Here is a 23,220-nt window from a genome sequence, read left to right as displayed (position 1 = left end):
AACGGCAATTCCCAATCGGCTGGGTAACAGTCATGATCGACCCTCAAGGAGACATGACATGCAATACGATGTGCCAACTGCCGACTGTATTCCCATAGCCAAGCCCCAGCCGTCGCTGCGGGTATTGATTGCACCCGATTCCTTCAAGGGCTGCCTCGATGCGCCGGAAGTCGCCGCGCGGCTGGCCGCCGGTGTGCGGGCCGCGATACCGGATTGTCAGGTCTGGGAAGCGCCGATCGCCGATGGTGGCGAAGGCACGGCACGCGCTGTCGCGCTGGCGCTGTCAGGTTCGTGGCACCTGATCCGCGTACTCGACGCAAACGGCGAACTTGCTCAAATACCGTTCGCAGCTTGCTCTAGCCCGGCTTTGGGCGACTTCGCGCTCTTCGACGTGGCGGCCGTGGTCGGCCTGCCCGACGCCGTAGCCCTCCCCGGCCTGCGCACCACGCGAGGCGTTGGCCAGGCCATCCGCGCGATCGCCGAGCTTGGCCATCGCACCATCGTGCTGGGACTGGGTGGATCATCCACGAACGACGGCGGTGCGGGCCTCCTGGCAGAACTCGCCTTCAGCTTCGCCGACGCCAACGGGCGGCCGATCGAACCCACCCTTAACTCGTTGCCCCAGATTCAGTCCGTCTCACGGCGCATCGATACAGACTGGCTCGACGATATCCGCTTGATTGGTTTGACCGATGTCACTAGCCCGCTCTGCGGCCCAAATGGCGCCAGCCATGTGTTCGGCCCTCAGAAGGGCTTTGTCGACCTGGCGGAGGCAGATCGCGCCCTGCGCGACTTCGGCGAGCGATGCGAGGTCGCGGTTGGCCGCCCGCTTAAGGACTGTCCCGGAGCAGGCGCGGCGGGCGGTTTGGGATTCGCACTTGGCGCACTCGGCGGGCAACTACTCCCCGGCGCTACCTTCGTGCTAAACGCACTGGCCCTGGCGGAAACGGCAGCGAGCTTCGACTGGATCATTACCGGCGAAGGTCGCTCCGACAGTCAGACCCTCCTCGACAAAGCCCCGGCGATTATCGCTCGCGTCGGTCGCAAGAGCGGCGTGCCGGTAACGTTGGTCTCAGGATCCATCGAGCACAGTTCCGGGCTCGAAGCTGCATTCGACGGCTGCTTTTCCATACAACCGGGACCCATTAGCTTGGCGTGCGCCCTGGAGCGAGCTGGCGAACTATTGGAGGCGCAAGGCCGTCAACTCGCTACTTTGTTTGGACTTGCCCTCCGGCGTCGAAGCGGCGCGGACAATTGAGAACTTGTGGCGCGCCTTCCGCTGCGTCCGCGCTAACGTCGGCAACGGCAGGCCGCCATGGAGCCGATGATGCCGTACCGACTTCCTCGGCGTGATGTGCACCGACTAATGGATGGTCACGGATAAGAAGAGACAAGCGCTCGATTGGCACCGGAATGATGCAGACGGGACATTCAGTATCTACCCACCCTTCGGCTTTGTGCTGCACGGGCCTTTACGTTTGATCCGGAGCCCTTGCAGGGCTCCGGTAATGCCTACAGGCCGTAGGGCGTCAGTACTTTCTCCAGCCATTTCTGCTGCAACTGGCCAGTCGCGATCTCGGCCTTAATTTTTTCCTCGTTCGCCGCCGTCACCTTTACAGCATTGAGGATCGCTTCTGCCTCCGACGCCGGAAACGTCACCACACCGTCTTCATCCCCTACAACGATGTCCCCCGGCAGCACGACCTGCCCTCCGATCGTCACAGGAACATTCATCGCACCGGGACCGAGTTTGTACGGGCCTCTGTGGCTCACGCCGCGCGCGTAACAAGGAAAATCCGCTTCGAGGAATGCTGCAGTATCCCGGATAGCGCCATCAAGCACGAAGCCTGCGCATCCACGTTGCTGGGCGTAGAGCATGATCAACTCACCCACCAATGCGTTGGTGCAATCGCCACTGCCGTCCACTACAAGGACGTGGCCCGGTTCGAGCTCCATAAGCGCCTTGTAGATGAGCAGATTGTCACCCGGCCTAGCCTTGACCGTGAATGCAGTACCGACCAATTTCTTGCTGCGGTGAAACCTTGTCAGGCCAGTAACTCCGCAAAGGCGCTGGAGGTTGTCGCTGATGTGCGGCGTCACCACGGTCTGGAATGAATCCAGAACCGCCTGAGGAGCCAATTGAGGAGTAGGCCTGAGGACGAAATTTGATGCGGGCAAGATGACGCTCCTGTGAGAGATTCGATTCGCGTGTCGGTATTCGGCCCCCTAAACACGCGCAACTTCATCCACTCTCCGTCAAAATGAATCGCTCGTAAATTCCGTTGGAAGGATCAGTTCGTTAGGGAAAACCTATCAGAAGATCAAGACCCGTACGTTGGAGATTGTTCTGCCGTTAGCCACAGCCCCGCGGATGCATCGGTAATATGTTCTGTCTATCAGTGCGTTCTGCTTTTCGGAATGTACAACGTCATGCGATGTCATTGACACTCCTGGATTGCTACGTGTAGCTGCCTCGGCCGCTCCGCTACCATCTTGCAGTCTTCGAGAAAAAAACGATGAGACATAGTGCCCGAAAGATCGGTATCCCGCTGCTAGCACTGGCATGCATGCTTCCCCAACTGGCATCAGCTCAAGTTGCCGGGTATCCGAACCGTCCCATAAAGCTCCTGGTTCCGTGGGCGGTTGGCGGTGCCACTGATTCACTTTCGCGAATCATTGCGCAAAAGTTGGGCGCACGGCTGAAGCAGACCGTCGTTGTCGACAACAAAGGTGGTGCCGGCGGCACGATCGGTACAAGCGCATTTGTGAAGGAGAAGGCAGACGGATATAGCCTGCTGATGGCAACCAGTTCCACGAACGCGGCAGGCCCCTATCTCTACTCGCGACTCGGATTTGACCCGGTAAGAGACTTCTCTCCAATCGCATATGTTGGCCTCATTCCAAACGTGCTCGAGGTGTCGAAGAAATCGCATTTCAACACAGCAAAAGAACTGATCGACGAGGCCAGGAGAAAACCAGGCACCCTCAACTATGGTTCCGGCGGTCCGGGTTCGTCGCAGCATCTTGCCGGGTCTTTGCTCCAGCGTGTTGCAACCATCAACGTGGTGCATGTCCCGTATAAGGGAAGCGGCCCGGCTATCGCCGATTTGATGGCTGGACAGTTAGATTTCGTACTCGATACTGGTTCGCTTGCTCAAGTCAAGGCAGGAAGCCTGAAGGCGCTTGCCGTTGCCTCGGAAAAGCGCCTTCCTGCGCTTCCAGACGTCCCAACATTTGCAGAACTCGGCTACAAGGGCATGCTAGCGTCCGCGTGGTATGGGATCCTGGCTCCCGCCAATCTTCCCAAGCCGGTTCAGGAACTGCTGAATCGGGAAGTGAATGCCGTACTCGAGGATCCGGAAGTACGACAACTCATGGAACAGAACCTGGGTGCGGTAGTCTCCCCAGGCCATACACCGGCATGGTTTGCCAACTTCATGAAGTCCGAACTTGCAAAGTACGCGGAGATCGTTCGCATCTCCGGCGCCAAGATGGAGTGATGAAATGAGTTTTCTCGATTCACTAAAAGCGCTGATTGGGAGCGAGAATGTACTCACCGGAACCGAGGCCGTACCGTACTTGACCGACTGGCGTAACAGGTACAAAGGCCAGGCGCTTTGCGTTGCTCGCCCAGGTAGCACCACGGAGGTCGCCTCGATCGTACGATTGTGCGCCGAGCACAACGCCCCCATAGTTCCTCAAGGCGGCAATACCGGGCTGTGCGGCGGCGCCACTCCCGATAGTAGTGGCAGTGCAATTGTGCTTCTGCTCACACGCCTGAATCGCATTCGTGCCATTGATCTTGCCAACGACACCATGACTGTCGATGCGGGCTGTACCTTGCTTCAGGTACAGGAGGCTGCCCGCTCCTCTGGCCGCCTGTTTCCGCTAAGCCTTGCGGCAGAAGGGACCTGCACAATAGGTGGCAACCTGGCGACCAACGCCGGCGGAACGCAAGTGCTCCGGTACGGAAATGCGCGTGACCTCGCTCTCGGCCTGGAGGTGGTCATGCCTGACGGTGAAACCTGGCACGGATTGCGTGGTTTACGGAAGGACAATACCGGCTACGATCTTCGTGATTTGTTTATTGGCAGCGAGGGCACCCTTGGTGTCATCACCGGTGCCACGCTCAAGCTCTATCCAATCCCGGTCGCGCAGCGTACAGCCATGCTGGCGTTGAGTTCGCTGCATCAGGCCGTGGCGTTCCTCTCGCGAGCCCGCGCGGGCTTCGGGTCGTCCATGACCGCCTTCGAGGTCATGTGTGGCGAAGTTCTCCACGATGTGGTTCGACTTTATCCCCAGCAACGGCTTCCGTTCGAAGGCGAGTCGGTCAACCTGCCATATTTCGCATTGCTGGAATTGTCGGATAGTGAGAGCGCTGAGCACGCTCAGGCTAGACTTGAGGCGATCATGGGCGAAGCCATTGAAGATGGTTTGGTGGCTGACGCCGTGGTCGCGGAGAGCTTGGCACAAAGCAAGGCAATGTGGCATCTACGAGAGAGTATTCCACTGGCCGAAGCAGATCCAGGCAAGAGCATCAAGCATGATGTCTCGGTTCCCATCTCATTGGTCGCCAAATTTGTGGAAGATGCCAATGCATCCATTCAGGCCCGGTATCCTGGGATGAAGACCATTGTTTTCGGCCATCTTGGAGACGGAAATGTCCACTACAACGTCTCGCGCGCATCGCAGCAGACCGTAGAGGAGCTTCTCGCCATTCAGCATGATATCTACACCCTTGTGCACGATGTGGCCTTCGCTCTTGGCGGTTCGATCAGTGCCGAACACGGAATCGGCCAGCACAAGCTTGAAGAGCTTCCGCGCTACAAGAGCGAACTGGAACTGGGCATAATGCGCCGTATCAAATACGCCCTCGACCCCCGAACTCTGATGAACCCCGGCAAAGTCTTGCAGAAAGCGATTTGAATCACCTTGCCGAATGTGGCATCTGCAGATGTCCGGCAGATCCAACCTGACTGCGTGCTGCTGACACCGATCGGCGGTTCACGTGTTCATCTGGTAGCTTTTCCAGTCGTCAGCGCGGCGATGACTGCTTTGAGCATCGGACTCTCCCGGCTGGTAGACCAGGCCACTGCCGTTGTCACCACGTTCACGGCCTCTTTAAGTGGTCGAACCACCACGTTGTCGGGTGCCGCTTTCTTTAAAGAAGCCGGCACAAGCGCAATGCCTTGTCCGCATCCCACGAAGGCGATTTGTGAGGAGACTGTACGCACTTCGTGCAATACACGGGGAGAGAAGCCAGCTGTGCGACATGTCGAAACCAGGCTGTCGTAATAGACGGGGCTGACATGTCTAGCAAACATCACAAATTCCTCGCCAGCGAGCGATGCCAGCCTGATTCGTGGCATCTCGGCCATTGCGTGTGTCCGCGGCAGCGCTACTGCGAGACGGTCCTGCTTGAGAGGAATGGACTTGATCGAGGTGCCGAGATCGCCTTCGAGGCGCGCAAACGCGAGATCGACGTCTCCCCGCACCAGGGCGGGCACAGCGTCGACGCTGTCAATCTCCTTCACGGAAATGGTCAGTTGCGGATAAGATGCCTTGAGCTGGCCTATGAGTGCGGGCAGCGTATCCAGCATGGCGGATGATATCGCCCCGATCGTCAACATGCCTGCCTGACCATTGATGGCCTCCCTCACGGCCAGTTCGAGTCGCTCCAGCTGCTCGGCAAGCTTTTGCACCGCGGGCAGTATGGCGACCCCAACTGCTGTGAGCTGTGCACCCCGCCGCGAGCGGTCAAAGAGCTTCACCTTCAACGCCTGCTCCAAAATCTGAATCTGCTCCGTGACGGGCGGCTGAGACATGCCAAGCCGTTTCGCCGCCCGTCCGAAATGTTGTTCCTCGGCGACCGCCATGAACACCCAGAGATGACGCACAAGCCGAAAGTTGATCATAGGATTCGATAGGTTTTGCGTATGGTCGAATTCCAGCATTCGGAATTTACAGATCAGACTCTATCGCTGAAAGTGGAAGCTTGGCAACCCACTTCGCATCCTCCAAAAAAGGTCCTCACGCTCCCTGCTCGACCGACTCGCCGCCCTCGATACCAACACGGTCTCGGATGCGCTAGATTTTCTGAATCTTCCCGGGGCTACGTTCGGTCTTCGCCCCCTGTGGGATTGCCCCAAGATCGTTGGCCGCGCCAGCACCATTCAGTAGGGTCTGAAGACGGACGCACAGCCAACCGTGCACATTATCTCGCCGGTCATTGCCGAGGTTCAATCCGACGACCGGGTTCTGGTCATTGCCGGCGGCATCGATGGCATCTCTTGCTGGGGCGACATCCTCGCCAATGCCGCGACGGCGAAAGGCATCCGAGGTTCGGTGATCGATGGCCTGAGCCGTGACATCGAAGGCAGCGAATCCATTGGCTATCCCGTATTCGGCCGGGGCGTAACGATGATCAGTGCTCGAAACCGGGTGGTGCAGACCGGTTCCGGCGCGCCCGTCAACGTGGCAGGCGTGGTCGTTGGACCTGCCTATACCGTCAAATACGCCTCCGCAAGCACGCCGCCCGGCACCGTCGGAGACTTCATCGATGACGTGGCCGAGGGCGACGTGGTGGTCATCGACAACGATGGCCGCACCGACTGCACGGTCTGGGGCGACATCATGACCCAATATGCTGGCACACGCGGCATCGCTGCCACGGTCATCGACGGCGTGTGCCGCGATGTGGCGAAGGCACTGGGCGACGGGTATCCACTGTTCACCCGCGGCCGATTCATGCGCACTGGCAAAGACCGCGTACAGGTCGAATCGATCAACGCACCGGTCTCTATCGGCACCGCCCGCGTCTGCGCGCGAGATATCGTTGTCGCTGATGCCAACGACGTTGTTGTCGTTCCCCGTGACCGCGCCCGGGAGCTTGCAGAACCGGCACGAAAGATTGAATCGGTAGAAGCGAAGATTCGCGAGCATATCTCCAACGGGAAGACTCTTGGCGAGGCGCGCGAAGCACTGGGCTACCACACGCTGCAAAGGAGAGCCTGATGACATCCAATCTCCGACGCCTGAATGCAAACTTGGCGAGTGCTCAATCGTCCGCCACCTACCGCATGATGGTGCCTCAGTTGCACAATGCTTGGCGGTGCCTTCTACGCGTTTCCTTCGTGCGAAGGCCTGCTTGGTCGACGAACACCCGCCGGCACGCTGCTGAACACGGACGAGGACGTTGCCGGAGCGCTTCTCGGCGAGGCCAACGTGGCCGTCGTTCATGGTAGTGCGTTTGGTCTTGCGCCGTACATCCGGATCGCCTATGCCCTTGATTCGGAGTCACTGCGTCAAACCTGTACGGCAATCCAAAGGTTTCGCCAATCGCTGACCGACTGATATGCGCTAGCTGCTGATCGAATCTGGTTGGCACTAGCCGCTGCAGCGCCGCACCCGTCGTTCCGACGCGCCCATCCCCCTCCCCTTCGGCGCTGCGCGGCGACGTTTCCGCCTTCGTGATGGTCCGCCCCAGGGCCGTTCGCTCCAGTACAACACGCGGTGACGCTGTCCGGCGGCTTCGCGCCCATCATCCTGACCTGGACGATTGGAGCCACCGGCAGCAAGCTGGCGCCGGGCTTCTACCAAATGCCCTGCGCGGTGATCAGCCTGGCTACTCAGCCCCCTGGTTACGCTATTTCGCTATTCAAGCTCAACAGCAAATTCTTACGCCGGCGCGCCGGTTGACGTCTTAGCGGCGAGACGCCAGGCATTCCTATCGTGGCCTCGCGAATTTCCGAGACCACGGGTAAACGCGCATACGCGCCCGAGCACGACTAGTATAATGTACGTACAGCCGTACCATACGTACAATCAGACTATTCGTACAACCGGACATTGCCACGTGCAAAGAGCGATACTTCAAGCTGGAAGCCCGCCTGGGTACCCTCGAGGGTGTCGCAGCATTGCGCACGCCTCGCGGCGCCAGTCGGAGATAATTTGCCTTTCAGGACTGGATGGCTTCGCACCTGCGGAGCCTGAAAGCCTCCAACAGTGCAAAGGGACTCACGCAATGGCAACGCAACCCGGAAGGAACTCGCTCCTGGCGTTGAGCGGTCGACAACCGCTCCACACCGCATTAGCGACAATCCTCTCCAATGACATATACGAGGGTAAGTACCAGCCGTCGACGACCCTGCCTTCTGAAAACGAACTGGCTCAGCGATACGGCGTGAGCCGTCAGACGGTACGTCAGGCACTCCGCGCGGTTCGCGAACAAGGACTCATCTCTTCGCACCCCGGCATCGGAACCATTGTCCGAGAGCCGGTGCAGCGCGATGACGTGTTTAGCGCGGTGAATTCTGTCAACGACTTGCTGCAGTTCGTCGAGAACACGGAGATGCACGCGGTCTCTCTCGTTGAGGTAGTGGTGGACGAAAAACTGGCCAAGGTGCTTAACACAAAGCCAGGCCTTTTGCTGTCTGAGGCTGGATTTCTTCGCAAGACCCCCGGCGCCGCGCTGCCAATGAGCTACGTGAAGATCTACGTTCCGCCGCGTTACGCTGCGGCGCAAACACGGCCCACTATCTCCAACACGCCCGTGTACAAGAGCATCGAGAGCATGTTTGGGGTCCGTGTTTGTGAAATTCAGCAGCACACGACTGCCACCATCGTTGACGAAGAGTTGTCCCAGGTCCTGCAAGCGGAAGTGGGCAGCGCGGCTTTGCAGATTGTTCGTTTTTTCTACGACGCCAATCAAGCACTGATTCAAGCATCCATTAGCTACTACCCGCATGACAGGTACACGCAGAGTGTGCGTTTCCGTGCGACTAGCGCGGAAGCCTGACCGAGCGAACATCCATTCGGACGTCTGAGGCTATGGGATACAAACCGTTGAAGCGCTTAGCGCTGAACGCACCACCCGCGCAAGAAAGTACGGCATTTCGGGCTATCGCCTCGAGGATGTCACGCCACGTTCGGATGCGCGACGGCTGTCTCCAAATGCTCGATTTTAGAGGGGCTTGCCGGTGCGGGCTTCCACTCCGCCCTCAGCCCCAGCGAGAAACCATTTCTCTGCGTTGGCTCGCTTGCGGCCAACTACTACAGATTACATCCGGCGCAAGTCCGCCCCCGCAAGCCATGGCGCCCGGATAGCACACGGCCTTCCGCAGTAGCTCAAAACTAGTCCAAATAGGAGACAGTATGTTCGCCATGTCACGCCTGGCGCTGGGTGCGCTCGTCTGTAGCATTACCGCATCTACGCCTGCAATCTCCGCCGACCCCGCCGCCGGCTACCCCTCCCGCCCAATTCGAGTCATCGTGCCGTTCCCCGCGGGTGGTACAACGGACACCATGATGCGCTTGCTTGCGCCGAAGTTGATGAAAGAGTTGGGGCAGCCCATCGTCGTCGACAACAAGGCAGGCGCCGCCGCAACGCTCGGCGCAGATGCTGCAGCCAAGGCCACCCCAGACGGCTACACGTTGCTGGCTGGCAGTGCGCACCACACAATCGCCCAAGCGGTCCTGCCAAAACTCTCGTACAGCTTCGACAAAGACCTCGCGCCCATTGCCCTGGTCGCGATTGTTCCAAACGTGGTTGTCGTGAACGAGAAGGTGAAGGCTCGCACCATCCAGGAACTTATCCAGGATGCGAAGGCCCATCCCGACAAGTACAACTACGCATCCGCTGGTTCAGGCAGCGCCCATCATCTGATTGGCGAAATGTTCAAGCTACGTACTGGCGCGCCGCTCACCCATATCCCTTATCGCGGCAGCGCACCCGCGGTCTCCGACCTAATTGGAGGACAGGTGTCAGTCATGTTCGACACTGTTACGTCAGCACTGCCGCAAATCAAGGCCGGCAAGACCCGCGCACTTGCCGTAACGACTGCCACCCGCTCAAGCGCTCTACCCAATGTACCGACACTGGCCGAAGCCGGCGTACCGGGCATGGACATCGGAACCTGGTTCGGCCTGCTCGCACCGGCCGCCACGCCACCGTCGATTCTCGCGAAGCTGAACGCCGCTGTAGTCAAGGTCGTCAACGATCCGGGGGTAAAGAAACAGCTGCTTGACCAGGGAATCGAACCACATCCGAGCAGCCAGGCCGAGTTCGCAGCACTGATCAAGAAGGAAATGGTTGACTTCAAAACGCTGGTCGTCCAGGCCAAGCTGACCCTCGACTAAGGAAAGTCAAGATGAGCGCAAGACAAGTTTCACATACGAACTCGAACGGGGTCGCAACGATTACGTTGCATAACCCGCCTCTCAATGTCGTGACCCTCACGCTAACGCGTGAACTCGATGAGGCCTTGGATGCAATAGAGAACGACGATGCGGTGCGTGTGCTCATCGTGACAGGAAGCGGCCGCAAGGCCTTCTGTGCGGGCTCCGATATCAACGAGTTTCAAGGTCTGATGGCACCCGGTCAGGTGGTACCCAAAAAACTGGCGAGGCAAAACGAGGTCTTCAACAGGCTAGACGCGTTCCCAAAGCCGACCATTGCGGCCATCAACGGATTGGCCTATGGCGGAGGTCTCGAAATCGCCATGTGCTGCGATTTGCTTGTTGCGTCGGAAGACAGCAGGCTCGCATTGCCGGAAATCAAGCTGGGCGTCTTCCCAAGCAGCGGCGGAACGGTCCGCGCTACACGTCGGATTGGTGAAGGTCGAGCGAAGGAGATGATGCTCATCGGGGAACCGATCGACGCGGCCACCGCCCTCTCCTGGGGATTGATTAATCGCTTGGCTCCCTCTGGGCATGCAGTGGATGTCGCCATGGAACTTGCCAACAGCCTGGTCACTAGGCCGCGTCGTGCGATGGCTCTGTGCAAGTCCATCATCGACCTATCGTTCGAACTGCCTATGAAGGAAGTCATGGAACGCTCCTTCGTTGCAAGCGATATCGCCTTCAGCTCTGCCGAATGCGCGGAAGGCGTACGAGCATTTCTCGCGAAGGAAGGCCCTTCGTTCACCAACATCTAGTTAACTTAACGGGAGCCCGCTTAGCGTAGCCGCGGCGGGTCGCGAAAACCATGAATGAAAAATCCACCGGTATGAAACCACTCGAAGGGCTGCGCATCCTATCGATCGAACAGTTTGCTGCGGGTCCGTATGGCTCAATGTTCCTCGCGGACATGGGCGCCGACGTCGTCAAGATCGAGAACAAGGAGATTGGTGGAGACCCCGCCCGCCACATGGGGCCGTTCCTGCTTGGCCCATCCGACAGCTTGTTCTTCCAGGGCTGGAACACCAACAAGCGAAGCGTCTCGCTGGATCTGAAGACACCGGAGGGTCGCGCCGAACTTGAGGCGCTCGTATCTACAGCCGATGCGGTCGTGAACAACCTGCGCGGCGACCAACCGAAGAAGCTTAAGATCGACTTCGAGAACCTCAGCAAGATTAACCCCAAGGTTGTCTGCCTGCACATCTCCGCCTACGGACGAGACAACGCGCGCGCATCATGGCCGGGGTACGACTTCCTGATGCAGGCTGAGGCCGGGCTCATGGACCTGACCGGCGACCCTGCAGGCGACCCGACGCGCTTCGGCGCCTCCGTGATTGACTATATGACCGGAGTCACCGGAATGCTCGGCTTGCTGGGAGCGATTCGACGCGCACAAATGACAGGGGAAGGTTGTGATGTCGATGTGAGCCTGTTCGACGTGGCCCTTCACCAGCTCGGCTACGCTGCGACCTGGTTTCTGAACGAGGGTCATGCGGCCAGCCGCCTTCCTCGGGGCGCCCACCTTTCCGCCACACCCGTGCAGACGTTTCCCACTGCCGACGGGTGGGTTTACGTGATGTGCATGACAGAGAAGTTCTGGGAGGCGCTGATCCGCACCATCGGAAGGCCAGAGCTCAGCGAAGACCCGCGCTTTAAGGCCAAGGAGGAACGGGCGAAATACCGTGCGGCACTGACAGAGATACTTGACGCGGAATTCCGTCGTGAATCCACTGAACATTGGCTGACCGTTCTCAGCGGGGTTCTCCCCGTCTCACCCGTTCTCAATGTAGAACAGGCGCTGTGCAATCCTTTTGTCGATGAAGTCGACATGGTGAAATCAGTCCCTCATCCTCTGAGGCCAGACATGAGACTGCTCGCGAACCCATTGAAGTTCAATGGCGCGCGGCTCGCTCAGGAAATCTGCCGTCCTTTGAACGAAGCATGTTGATTGCGATCCAGGTTCGTGCAAGAAACTGGCATAGCAAGTGCAGTATCGCATCTGATGAAACAGGACACGAGACCGCTTTGGAATCACCGCATCCCGCAGCGGGAAGCTTCGATGGTTCTTAACTGTGCAAATCCCCAGCTGGGATCTGGGCAGCGACGGCCCCACTCGGACGGATAAGACGGGAACCGAACGCGAATTATTTTGCCATCCAGAACTGGGGGCGACCGGAGACACATGATTTACACAAAACCTATAGCCCGCACTGAGAACACCGCAGGAAAACGATGGCTCATCATCATGCCAACCGTCTTCCTGATGTACATGATTTCATTCTTCGATCGTGTCAACATTGGGATGGCATTACCATACATAACCAAGGAGCTATCCCTCACGCCTCTCCAGGCCGGTTGGTTAGGCGGATCGTTCGCGTGGGGCTACATCATCACGCAGCTACTGGCAGGCTATCTGGCCTTGCGCTTCGGTTCTCGCCGACTGATTGGTACATGCCTTGTTCTCTTCGGTGGGATCGCAATGTTGACGGGGCTGGCGCGCTCCTTTGATGAACTGCTTGCGGTCCGCTTCTTTCTCGGACTCGCCGAAGGCCCCATCTATGCCGCATCCTCGATGCTACTGGCACAGTGGTTCATCAAGTCCGAGCGGGGCCGCGCGTTTGGCATCTGGAACCTCAGTGTGGCCGCAGGCGGCTTCCTGGCGGGGCCGATCTCCGCTGCCGTGCTGGCACACTATGACTGGCGCGCCATGATGATCATTGAGGGCCTGCCCGCCTGGATCTTCTGTCTGGTCTGGTTCCATGCCATCCCCAAGAGCCTCAGCGCTGCCAAGTGGCTATCCGAAGCCGATCGCCTCGCCATCGAGAAGGATCTCGCTGCGGAGCAGGATGCGTATGGGGAGAAGGAAGCCGTATCGTGGCTCGTTATCCTCCGTGAGCCCTATGTCTGGGTACTGATGATTGGATTTGCATGCAGCCAGATCATCCTCTATGGTCTCACGCTGTGGCTTCCAACCATCTTCAAGTCGTATAGCCAGATTGGCGGCATGATGGTCGGCATCCTCTCAGGTGCGCCTTTCGTCATGTCGATGTTCGGCATCTACTATATAACCCACCACTCCGACAAGCATGGACAGGAACGGCGCTTGCATGCCGCCATTCCTATGATCGTCACCGGCGTCACGCTGGTTGCCTTGTCCGCCGTCCCAAACCATTATCTCTATCTGCAGATCTGTCTCATTCTTTGTATCGGCTTTATGCTGAAAATGCCGACGCCACTGGTATCGACTTATCTGACGGAGATTTTGCCCCTCAACAAGGCCGTGCCTGCAGTCGGCGTGGTGATCGGCGGAGGAAGCTTCCTGGGGCAATTTCTCGGTCCTCTGCTCGTCGGCTACACCAAGTCGATTTCCAGCGGGTTCGGCCCATCGTTTGTTGCATTGGGTATCACTGGCATCATAGGTGGCACATTGCTGATTGCGTCCAGACCACGGTCGATCACGAATGGCCCTCCCTCGACCACTCTGGTGCCAGAGGGCTCCGCTGCTCGCAAGCCCTGAACGGGCCGCCAAACATCAGGCCGGACTCAGAATGGGCCTTCGATTTGGGACAAACAGACGCCTCGTGCTTCTGGATCGTCCAGTGTCCAGGATTGAAGTACTTCTCCCCATGAATTGCGTGCAACGTGTAGGTGTGCCCTGCTGCTACCCCTCGCAATATCTCGATATGAGTCATGTAAGCCCTTCGTCCAGACTCTACTACGAGTGCCTATGATGCTCGACGGATGTCTGGCTTGGGCTCGTCTCCGGCCGGTTTACCGACGCCACGTCATTGGCCGCCTGCCAGATTCACCCTTGCAGCCGCCTTGTACCGTAAATGTCTGCCGGCCAAAGCGACGGCAGTAGCCCTGCGGGTGGCTCCTTGCGCCGTCCAACATCGCAAAGTACCTAGGGTGCGCAGCGGCTGCCACTTGTCCGCAATACGGCCTCGGAAAGCCTAGTTTTGCGTTGAGTGGCGAAATCCAGAGGGAAATGGGGCGGGGTGACTGTGGGCCAGGGCCTGCTCCAATCTCTGTGTTAGCGTTTCCCCAGACGACGCGGAGGCAATGGCATCTGGATCTAACCCAAGTGGTTCCCGATCGGCCTCAATCGCGTCGGGTCCAGACGAATCGTATCCATTTGTCTCGTTGTCGACGCCATTGGTGCCTGCCATCACGGTCGTACTGGCGATGCTCTCTGTTTGTCCGGTGGCAAACACACTAGGGGTGTCCGCAGGCGCCCGCCCGCCTGAAGGCTCGCCGACTGGCGGAGCGATGGCACTCAAGGCCTCCGGCCATTTTCCAAGAAGATAGTAGTCCATGACCATACGTGCAATGGGAGCCGCCTCCGCCGCACCCCAACCCGCGTTCTCGACAATCATCGCAATTGCGATCTTGGGGCTATCTGCTGGGGCAAATCCCATGTATAGCGCGTGGTCCCGTCGCCGTTCGTCAAGAGCGTGATGGTTGTACTTCTCGTCCCTGTTCAGCGAGAACGTTTGCGCTGTTCCCGTCTTTCCGGCCGACTCATAGGCGGCATTGGCAAAGGCCCGTGCCGCAGTTCCCGAGTGGGTTACCGCGATCATCGCTTTCCTGACCACATCGATATCCGATTGCTTGAGCGGAATTCGATAGCTCGCACTAGATACCCTGAGCGTTCGCGCGCGGGTTACGGCGTTCTCGACTGCCTTCACCAGGTGTGGCTTCATCTCCACCCCATTGTTCGCCAAGATTGAGACGGCATTGGCCAACTGCAAGATTGTGAAGTTGTTATAGCCTTGGCCGATCCCCAGCGAGATGGTCTCGCCGTCATACCACTTCTGCTGCTCAGGGCGACGGTAGACGTGCCGCTTCCAATCGGTAGAGGGCAGGATGCCGGCGTTTTCACCCTCGATGTCAATGCCTGTCAACTGGCCGAAGCCAAACGGCTTCATGAAGTCGTGGATGGCGTTCACACCCATGTCATGGGCCAGCATGTAATAGTAGTCATCGCACGAGTGAACAATGGAGGCTTGCATGTCCACCCAGCCATGCCCTGCCGGCGTATCGTCGTGAAACGTATGACCACCCATCGTATAGGACCCTTGATCCTGAAAGCCCCAGGCAGCAGTACGCTTTCCCGTCGAGAGCGCGGCCAAGGCCATGAAGGGCTTGTAGGTCGAGCCGGGCGGATAGGTGCCGCGTAGCGGGCGGTCCAGTAACGGCTTATCGGGCGAGTTGTTCAGCTTGTTCCAGGTATTGCTGTCGATGCCCTCGACAAACAGGTTGGGGTCGAAGGTGGGCTTGGAGACAAAGGCCAGGATGTCGCCGGTAGCCGGCTCGATCGCTACCAGTGCGCCGCGGCGGTCGCCGAACAGCGCCTCGGCCAGTTGCTGGAGGCGGATGTCCAGCGACAGAATCAGGTTGTTGCCGGGCGTGGCGGGGGCGGTAGACAGCGTGCGGATCGGCCGGCCTCCCGCGCTCACTTCCTCTTCCTCGAAGCCGGTCAGGCCGTGCAGTTCGGTCTCGTAGCTCTGCTCGATACCGATCTTACCGATGTAGTTGGTTCCCTTGTAGTTGTCGGCGTCCTTGCGTCGATCGTACTTGACGCCCTCGGCGTCGTTGGCCTCGTCCATTGCCTCGATGCGTTCCTGGTCGCGCTGCGAGATGCGGCCCAGATAACCGATCACGTGCGAGGCGGACTCGCCCATCGGGTACTGCCGGTACAGCCGTGCGCGCACGTCCACGCCGGGAAAGCGGAAGCGCTGCGCGGAGAAGCGCGCTACTTCCTCGTCGGTCAGCTGGCTACGGATCGGCAGGCTCTCGAAGCTGCGGGATTCTTCCATCAGCCGCTTGAAGCGGCGCCGGTCGCGCGGCTGGATGTCGATCAGCCGGGCCAGTTCCTCGATCGTGTTGTCGAGTGTCTCGGACAGCTTGGACGGCGTAATTTCGAGCGTGTAGGCGGAGTAGTTGCGCGCCAAGACCACGCCGTTTCTGTCCATGATGATGCCGCGGTCGGGCTCGATCGGTGCCACCGAAATGCGGTTGTCCTCGGCCTGGGCCGCGTACTGATCATGCTTGTACCACTGCAGCCACAAGAAACGCGTAAGCAGCAGGCCGAAGCAGATCACCACGAATAGGCCAGCCGCCCCCACGCGCGACCGGAATTCGCCTAAATCCCGCGCGGTGTCACGAAATACATCCATACAATTCTGCTAAAAATCTGCCGTGTTATCGACGCTTTCCGCTGGCCTTCGTAACACGTCGTAAGCAGAAAGAGGACTTCACGCCGGATGGCAATGTCTCGGGACAGCGATCGCTCGCCATTCTTCAAATACGACATGCAAGGAATCGGCTGTCGGTCCCATCGCTGCCATTACGTTGGGGCGCGGCGCGGGTCACGCCGCTGATCGCGAAGCTGCCAAGACCTAACGCCGAGATGCGGTGTCAATGCGTGCGCATCCCTTGCCTGCCGAAGCTGGTGCAGGGGATGGCAGCGGCCCAGCGAAGATGCTGTGCTAGAGACTGCGCTGCACGAGCGCAATTACCGTTGCCGTGCGTCGAACTGCGGACTATGCGTCAAAACTCCACATCGGTAAATTCTGAATTCGCGATCAGATCATTAGGCGAAACCTATCATCCGCCACGAAGCGGCGCGGACTCGGCAGCCTCCCACGCAGTCGAACGCTAACCGTATGCTGCGATTCGGGGCGATTAAGCATCAAGGTACTGGACGAAGTCTCCGAATAGTCGGAGTTTGCCTCCATGTGCGTTATTGCTCTCGTGCGCCAGCGTATCAAACCGTCCACCACGATATCGGCACGGAGATTACTTCGCTCACGCTCAGCCGTTGGCCAGGTGGGGCCCGCACGAGCGTATCGGATCCGTTCGCCGGACAGCAGGTAGCGATGGCCGTCATGCCATCGGTCGCAATGCAGCGCGGCTCCCTCAAGCGCAAGTTCGAGAAGAGAGCCGTACCCATTTCTGCGAATCCAAGGGCGATCCGGCCGTCCCATGGGGACCCCGGTGCGGCACTGGATTGTCCTTTTTGCCGCAACGTTAGTCGGCATTCGGCAACCCTCGGTCCGGAGCAAGATTAGCCACGCGCCCACAGGCTCAGTCGCGTTGACGGATGCTTCGGTTCCTCATATCATTAGTACGTACCAATAAATGGTACGTACTATAATCAAGAAGGAGGAGAACATGTTGAGGAAGCTTCTGTGCGCGTCTATCGCGAGCCTTTTGGCCATCGGTACGGTACAAGCCGCATGGCCAACCGCACCCGTCACCATCGTCGTTCCGTTTGCTGCGGGCCAAACCGGCGACATCATTGCACGCCTGATCGGCAAGGAATTGGCGGTACAACTGGGCCAAGCGTTCATCGTCGACAACAAAGCCGGCGGCGGTGGCCGGATCGGCACCGCCTTCGCGGCCAAGGCTAAGCCGGATGGGTACACCCTGTTGTTGACAAGCACCGGCCCATTCGCGATTGCACCCGCACTCTATCCAAAAGGAACACCGTACAACCCCGTGCGCGACTTCACCGCTATCGCCGAGACAGCCTCCACCCCGCAGGTGATTGCCGTGTCCAACCAATCCGGCATCAATAGCTTTGCCGAGATGGTCAAGCAGGCCCGGACCAAGGACATGTCCTATGGCTCGGCCGGCAATGGTTCCACCCAGCATCTAACGATGGAACTGCTGAAGAAGGAGTTGCGTTTCCCGATGGTGCATGTGCCGTTCAAGGGAAGCTCCGAATCGAAAATGCAGGTGATGAGCGGAATGATTCCGGTCACTTCGGACTCGCTGCCCGCCATACTCACCAACATCAAGAGCGGCCAGATGAAGGCACTGGCGGTCATAGACGCCAAGCGCTCGACCTACCTGCCGAACGTGCCGACTCTGGCAGAGGCGGGCTTCCCGATGCTGTCAACCGTGGCATTTTTCGGATTGGTCGCGCCGAAAGGCACGCCGAATGAAGTAGTTGATACGCTAAACAAGCAAATCCTCCAGATGTTCCGCACCCCGGCCTTCAGGGAAAAGCTGAAGGAGCAGGCGCTGACGCCGCCCGAAGAGAGAACGCCGGACCAGTTTGGCGCCTACCTCGCCAATGAGGTCGCGCGTTGGAGAAAGATTGTTGAGGACTCGAATGTCCAGGTTGAACAATACTAAGCGAGCCAAGGATGAGGATAGTGAAGATCCTGCAGCGGCCGGTCCGCCTGCGAAGCAATATCTCGAATGCGCTCGTCAATTTCTCCAGTCACACCGTTTCTCTGGTAGCGCTGGTTTCAGATCAGACCCGGAACGGCAAGCCGGTGGTGGGGCTTGCCTTCAACTCGATCGGCCGTTTCGCACAAGATGGCATTTTGGCCGATCGCATGATCCCTCGCCTGCTGCAAGCGGAGCCGAATAGCCTGCTGCAAGACGATGGCCCACTGCTCAGCCCGGAGAAAGTGCTCGCTTGCGCCATGCAGAACGAGAAGCCGGGCGGCCATGGCGACCGTGCGCATGCTGCGGCCGCACTGGAACTCGCTGCGTGGGACCTGAATGCGAAGCTGAACGATGAGCCTGCAGCCGTCGCCATCGCGCGCCATTTTGGCCGCCATGCGCAGGAGAGAATCGCCGTATACGCGGCGGGCGGTTACTACTACCCCGGCGAAAGTGGCAACGGCCTGCAGAAGGAAATTGAAAGCTACAGGGCACGCGGCTTCACCCGATTCAAGATGAAAATCGGAGGCATCTCGCTGGCGGAGGACATCCGTCGGGTCGAGGTCGCCGTAGGTGCCGCGGGGGCAGCAAGCCATCTTGCCGTCGATGCCAATGGACGCCTCGACGCAGCGCTGGCAATTGAATACGGCCGCCAGCTGCAGGACTTCGGGCTGATGTGGTACGAGGAAGCTTGCGATCCTCTGGACTACGAGGCGAATGCGAAATTAGCGGCCGAGTACCGCGGTGCATTGGCTACGGGCGAAAACCTGTTCTCGCCCCAGGATGTGAAGAACCTAGTGCTGTTCGGCGGCGCACGTCGCGATCTCGATATCTTCCAGATGGACTCCGGGCTGTCCTACGGCATCACCGGCTATGTCCGCATGCTGCACGAGATGGAGAGCCGTGGCTTCTCTCGACGATTTTCCTTCCCGCATGGCGGTCAGTTGATGGCACTGCATGTGGTCGCGGGGCTTGGACTCGGCGGCTGCGAAGTCTATCCGGATATCTTCCAGCCCTTGGGCGGCTTCACAGACGATGCGGTGATAGAGGACGGCAGTATGCGGGTTCCACAACTTCCAGGTTTCGGCTTTGAGCGCAAGGCCGAGCTGGCGCGCGAATTTGAACAGTGTCTTTAGTAGAGGTGAATAATGCGTGAGATCCATGTTAATGAACTAACCAATGCCGTCGCGCAGTTGTGCATCGACGCCTGTCATCTCTTGCCCGACAACCTGGTAGAGAGCTTTCACGCGGCGGCTGAAAGGGAAATCTCGCCACTCGGCAAATCTGTGCTGCTGAAGTTGATCGATAACGACCGAATAGCGCGTGAGAACCAAGTTTCGTATTGTCATGACACGGGCCTAGCTATCGTGTTTGCCGACGTGGGCCAAGACGTCCATATCGTTGGCGGCAACTATGAGGAGGCCATCCAGGCCGGCGTACGCAAAGGCTACGCCGATGGCTACATGCGCAAGTCGGTGGTATCTGACCCGCTGCTGCGCGTGAACAGCAATGATAATACGCCGGCCGTTCTGCATACCGAGATCGTGCCCGGTTCCGATATCCAGCTGACCGTTGTGCCCAAGGGTGGTGGCAGCGAAAACTGGAGTACGATGAAGTTCCTACTGCCCGGCGAAGGCGCGGAAGGTGTAATGAAGTTCGTGTTGTCGGCCATCGAAGCCGCCGGCGGTGCGGCTTGCCCGCCATTGACCGTGGGCGTCGGAATCGGCGGCAGCTTTGACAAAGTGACTGCAATCGCCAAGAAGGCCATCCTGCGGGATATCGGCGTGCATCACAAGGAAGCGCATATTGCAAAGCTGGAAGCCGACCTACTGGAAGCGATCAACAAGACCGGAATCGGCCCTCAGGGCTATGGTGGCAGCAACACCGCATTATGGGTGGCAGTGGAAATCTACGCCTGCCACATCACTGCGCTGCCAGTAGCGGTCAATATCCAATGCCATGCGGGCCGTCGCGCGACGGCGATCATCTGAAACGCAGGGAGGCAACCATGACAATCCATCACCTGCGCACCCCCCTCTCGGACGAGGCCATTAAGCAACTGCAGGCCGGGGACGAAGTATTCCTCTCAGGCGTGATCTACATGGCACGGGATGCCGCGCACAAGCGCTTCGTTGACACGCTGTCCCGCGGCGAGCCATTGCCCGTTGACCTCGTTGGCCAGGTCGTCTTCTATGGAGGCCCCGGCCCCGCCAAGCCTGGGCATATCATCGGCGTGGTAGCGCCGACCTCGGCCTACCGCATGGATCCCTATGCGACAGTGCTGTTCGACTACGGAGTTAAGGGCGCGATCGGCAAGGGAAATCGTGGCGTCGCGATTCGATCCTCATGTCGCGACAATACCGCCGTTTGCTTCTCGGCCATCGGTGGCATCTCCGCAACTCTATTCGCCTGCATCAAGACGGCGACAGTCGTCGCGTATGAGGACCTGAAGACGGAAGCGGTGCAGCGCCTGGAGATCGAGGGTTTTCCGCTATTGGTAACCAACGACGCCCACGGCCGCGACATGTACGAAGAGGAAGTGCTCAAGTTTAAGGAGTTGCTGATGGGCTGAACGAACTTTCGGTACCCTAGCATCCTGTACAATGCGAAGCCGGCCCTAGCCGGCTTTTACTCATTTTTTCCGCCACCAATCAAGTTTTCAGTGCGCTATACGGAACTCGCCAACACGCTGGTCAAGAATATTACCGATGGCCGCTTCGGCGTCGGCGAGCAGTTGCCCAGTGAAGTTGAACTTGCCGCCCAATTTGAGGTCAGCCGCTCAACGGTGCGTGCGGCGCTTGCTATCGTCGAAGGCCTCGGGCTGGTGACACGTCGTCGCCGCGCCGGCACGGTGGTTTGCTCCACGACCACTAGCAACAGTTACAGCAAGTCGCTCCACACAATCGAGGACCTGATCAACTACGCCAGCCATACCGAACGTGAAGTGCTGGGCGTCAGCAATATTGTGACTGATGAGCAATTGGCCAGCTCACTCGAGTGCAAGCCGGGCACAAAATGGTTGCGAATCAGAATGCTGCGGACCGAGAAGGACCAAGCGCACACGCCACTGTGCTGGAACGACGCCTATCTCGAGCCCAAGATCGGAAGAAAAGTGGCGCCACTGGTGCCAAATGGCTCCGGTTTGTTGTGCCAAATCATAGAGAGGGAGGCGGGTGTCACCGTCTCCGATATCAAGCAGACGCTGGGTGCAACCACCATCGTTGGCGACATGGCGAAGCGGCTGCTGGTCAGTTCCGGCACGCCCGGACTCGAGATCACCCGGCTGTACCTGGACCGTGCGGAGAAGGCTTACCTGATCACGGTGAACACGTATCCTGCCGACAAGTTCCGCTTTACGTTCTGGATGCACCGGGAAGGCCAGTTCTGAAGGTAGACTTATCGTGGTTGGCGGTGCCGTGATCGAAACGTACCGACAGGTATGCCGCATTGTGTGATCGTACTGTGCGGCATTGATAGGTGCAATGCGCGAATATTCTGGCAACGAGTCCCTGGAGAGGTCCAAGATCGGTATCGAGGATATGGAACAGATGTTCAACTTCGAGGGAATCTGAATACCGCTTCCGCCCCGAGTGACCTGCCCCGACTTGGATAGTCACAGGGCATAGCATCGTCATTCAGAGCAAACGACCTATGACGAATCACAGGCCGCTCTTTTCAACGCGACGTGTGGTTCAGAAGGAGCGGGGCATACCTAGGATGTGCTCCCCGACATACGAAAGAATAAGGTTTGTCGAGATAGGCGCAACCTGGTAGAGGCGCGTCTCGCGGAACTTGCGCTCTACATCGTATTCCGCGGCGAAGCCGAAGCCGCCGTGGTACTGCAGGCAAGCATTAGCCGCCTCCCAAGAGGCATCCGCTGCAAGCAGCTTGGCCATGTTAGCCTCCGCGCCGCAGGGTAGATGTTCGTCGAACAACTTTGCGGCCTTGAAACGCATGAGGCTTGCCGCCTCCACATTGACGAATGCCTTGGCGATAGGGAATTGCACGCCCTGATTCTGACCGATGGGGCGACCGAACACCACACGCTCGTTGACGTACTTGGTCACCTTATCGATGAACCAGTAGCCATCACCAATGCATTCCGCTGCAATCAGCGTACGCTCGGCATTCAGGCCATCCAGAATGTACTTGAAGCCCTTACCCTCTTCACCTATGAGGTTCTCCACCGGAATCTCGAGATTGTCGAAGAAGAGCTCATTGGTCTCGTGGTTGACCATGTTGATGATGGGCTGGACGGTCATGCCCTTGCCGATGGCTTCGCGTAGATCCACGAGGAAGATGGACATGCCTTCCGACTTCTTCTTGCACTCCGCCAGCGGCGTGGTCCGTGCCAGCAGAATCATGAGGTCGGAGTGTTGGACGCGCGATATCCAGACCTTCTGGCCATTGACCACATACTTTTCGCCTTTGCGCACCGCTGTGGTCTTGATTTTCGTCGTGTCGGTGCCGGTAGTCGGTTCCGTGACGGCCATCGATTGCAGGCGCAATTCGCCGCTCGCAATCTTCGGAAGGTATTCCTTCTTTTGTGCTGCCGAGCCATGGCGCAGCAGCGTTCCCATGTTGTACATCTGCCCGTGGCATGCGCCGGAGTTGCCGCCGGCACGGTTGATTTCTTCCATGATGACTGACGCCTGCGTTAGGCCGAGCCCCGAGCCACCGTATTCCTCGGGAATCAGGGCAGCCAGCCAGCCGGCGGCAGTCAGTGCATTGACGAATTCCTCAGGGTAGCCACGGGCTTCGTCAATTTTTCGGAAGTATTCGGACGAAAACTGGCCGCACAAATCTCGGATAGCTTCGCGGATTTCTTGATATTCATCGACTTTGTTTAACACAGCAGGTCTC

General features: G+C 58.7%; 19 protein-coding genes and 1 pseudogene. 16 read left to right on the top strand and 4 right to left on the bottom strand.

All coding sequences use genetic code 11. The features are described 5' to 3' along the window. Positions 1-58: 58 nt before the first annotated feature. Positions 59-1,258, top strand: coding sequence for a glycerate kinase (locus tag ACX12D_RS37045; protein WP_459376796.1), 1,200 nt, complete (start codon positions 59-61; stop codon positions 1,256-1,258). Between the two features lie 254 nt (positions 1,259-1,512). Here ACX12D_RS37045 and ACX12D_RS37040 read toward each other — a convergent pair whose 3' ends face one another. Beyond that, positions 1,513-2,178 (bottom strand): RraA family protein, encoded by a 666-nt coding sequence (locus ACX12D_RS37040; protein WP_459376795.1) that lies wholly within the window; start codon positions 2,176-2,178, stop codon positions 1,513-1,515. Between the two features lie 389 nt (positions 2,179-2,567). On the opposite strand from ACX12D_RS37040, the gene ACX12D_RS37035 reads away from it, so the two are divergent. Continuing rightward, positions 2,568-3,500 (top strand): Bug family tripartite tricarboxylate transporter substrate binding protein, encoded by a 933-nt coding sequence (locus ACX12D_RS37035; protein WP_459376794.1) that lies wholly within the window; start codon positions 2,568-2,570, stop codon positions 3,498-3,500. Between the two features lie 4 nt (positions 3,501-3,504). Further along, the gene (locus ACX12D_RS37030; RefSeq protein ID WP_459376793.1) at positions 3,505-4,926 is read left to right on the top strand and encodes an FAD-binding oxidoreductase; all 1,422 of its coding nucleotides are present in this window, start codon (positions 3,505-3,507) and stop codon (positions 4,924-4,926) included. Positions 4,927-5,012: 86 nt separating this feature from the next. On the opposite strand, the gene ACX12D_RS37025 is transcribed toward ACX12D_RS37030, so the two are convergent. After that, positions 5,013-5,915: a LysR family transcriptional regulator gene (locus ACX12D_RS37025; protein ID WP_459377438.1), complete on the bottom strand. Its 903-nt coding sequence runs from the start codon at positions 5,913-5,915 to the stop codon at positions 5,013-5,015. Between the two features lie 292 nt (positions 5,916-6,207). On the opposite strand from ACX12D_RS37025, the gene ACX12D_RS37020 reads away from it, so the two are divergent. From ACX12D_RS37020 to ACX12D_RS36985, 8 genes and pseudogenes are all read left to right on the top strand, one after another. Next, on the top strand, positions 6,208-7,014 hold the full coding sequence (locus tag ACX12D_RS37020; RefSeq protein WP_459376792.1) for an RraA family protein: 807 nt from the start codon (positions 6,208-6,210) through the stop codon (positions 7,012-7,014). 90 nt (positions 7,015-7,104) lie between these two features. Continuing rightward, a pseudogene (locus tag ACX12D_RS37015) lies at positions 7,105-7,353 on the top strand (aminotransferase class I/II-fold pyridoxal phosphate-dependent enzyme); the annotation flags it as partial. Positions 7,354-7,512: 159 nt separating this feature from the next. Beyond that, a complete protein-coding gene (locus tag ACX12D_RS37010) occupies positions 7,513-7,698 on the top strand; it encodes a hypothetical protein (RefSeq protein WP_459376791.1) in 186 nt (61 codons plus the stop codon). A 325-nt stretch (positions 7,699-8,023) separates the two neighbouring features. Then, entirely contained in the window at positions 8,024-8,797 is a 774-nt protein-coding gene (locus ACX12D_RS37005) for a GntR family transcriptional regulator (RefSeq protein WP_459376790.1), read from the top strand. Between the two features lie 365 nt (positions 8,798-9,162). After that, positions 9,163-10,137, top strand: coding sequence for a tripartite tricarboxylate transporter substrate binding protein (locus ACX12D_RS37000; RefSeq protein ID WP_459377437.1), 975 nt, complete (start codon positions 9,163-9,165; stop codon positions 10,135-10,137). Positions 10,138-10,148: 11 nt separating this feature from the next. Beyond that, positions 10,149-10,934, top strand: a complete 786-nt coding sequence (locus ACX12D_RS36995; protein WP_459376789.1) for an enoyl-CoA hydratase/isomerase family protein — start codon at positions 10,149-10,151, stop codon at positions 10,932-10,934. Between the two features lie 50 nt (positions 10,935-10,984). After that, positions 10,985-12,124 (top strand): CaiB/BaiF CoA transferase family protein, encoded by a 1,140-nt coding sequence (locus ACX12D_RS36990; protein WP_459376788.1) that lies wholly within the window; start codon positions 10,985-10,987, stop codon positions 12,122-12,124. A gap of 234 nt (positions 12,125-12,358) precedes the next feature. Beyond that, positions 12,359-13,693 (top strand): MFS transporter, encoded by a 1,335-nt coding sequence (locus ACX12D_RS36985; protein ID WP_459376787.1) that lies wholly within the window; start codon positions 12,359-12,361, stop codon positions 13,691-13,693. A 436-nt stretch (positions 13,694-14,129) separates the two neighbouring features. Here ACX12D_RS36985 and mrdA read toward each other — a convergent pair whose 3' ends face one another. After that, positions 14,130-16,355: a penicillin-binding protein 2 gene (gene mrdA / locus ACX12D_RS36980; RefSeq protein WP_459376786.1), complete on the bottom strand. Its 2,226-nt coding sequence runs from the start codon at positions 16,353-16,355 to the stop codon at positions 14,130-14,132. Between the two features lie 997 nt (positions 16,356-17,352). Between mrdA and ACX12D_RS36975 the strand changes: the two genes are divergently transcribed. From ACX12D_RS36975 to ACX12D_RS36955, 5 genes are all read left to right on the top strand, one after another. Then, entirely contained in the window at positions 17,353-18,321 is a 969-nt protein-coding gene (locus ACX12D_RS36975; RefSeq protein WP_459376785.1) for a Bug family tripartite tricarboxylate transporter substrate binding protein, read from the top strand. 11 nt (positions 18,322-18,332) lie between these two features. Further along, a complete protein-coding gene (locus ACX12D_RS36970) occupies positions 18,333-19,493 on the top strand; it encodes an enolase C-terminal domain-like protein (protein ID WP_459376784.1) in 1,161 nt (386 codons plus the stop codon). A gap of 12 nt (positions 19,494-19,505) precedes the next feature. Further along, entirely contained in the window at positions 19,506-20,348 is an 843-nt protein-coding gene (locus ACX12D_RS36965; protein WP_459376783.1) for a fumarate hydratase, read from the top strand. A gap of 17 nt (positions 20,349-20,365) precedes the next feature. Then, a complete protein-coding gene (locus tag ACX12D_RS36960; protein WP_459376782.1) occupies positions 20,366-20,929 on the top strand; it encodes a fumarate hydratase C-terminal domain-containing protein in 564 nt (187 codons plus the stop codon). A 90-nt stretch (positions 20,930-21,019) separates the two neighbouring features. Then, a complete protein-coding gene (locus tag ACX12D_RS36955; RefSeq protein WP_459376781.1) occupies positions 21,020-21,745 on the top strand; it encodes a GntR family transcriptional regulator in 726 nt (241 codons plus the stop codon). A gap of 304 nt (positions 21,746-22,049) precedes the next feature. Here the strand turns inward: ACX12D_RS36955 and ACX12D_RS36950 are convergent, their stop codons facing one another. Beyond that, entirely contained in the window at positions 22,050-23,210 is a 1,161-nt protein-coding gene (locus ACX12D_RS36950; RefSeq protein ID WP_459376780.1) for an acyl-CoA dehydrogenase family protein, read from the bottom strand. Positions 23,211-23,220: the final 10 nt, after the last annotated feature.

The organism is Cupriavidus sp. PET2-C1, from assembly GCF_054515855.1.
This window is presented reverse-complemented; position numbering and strand designations above follow the sequence as displayed.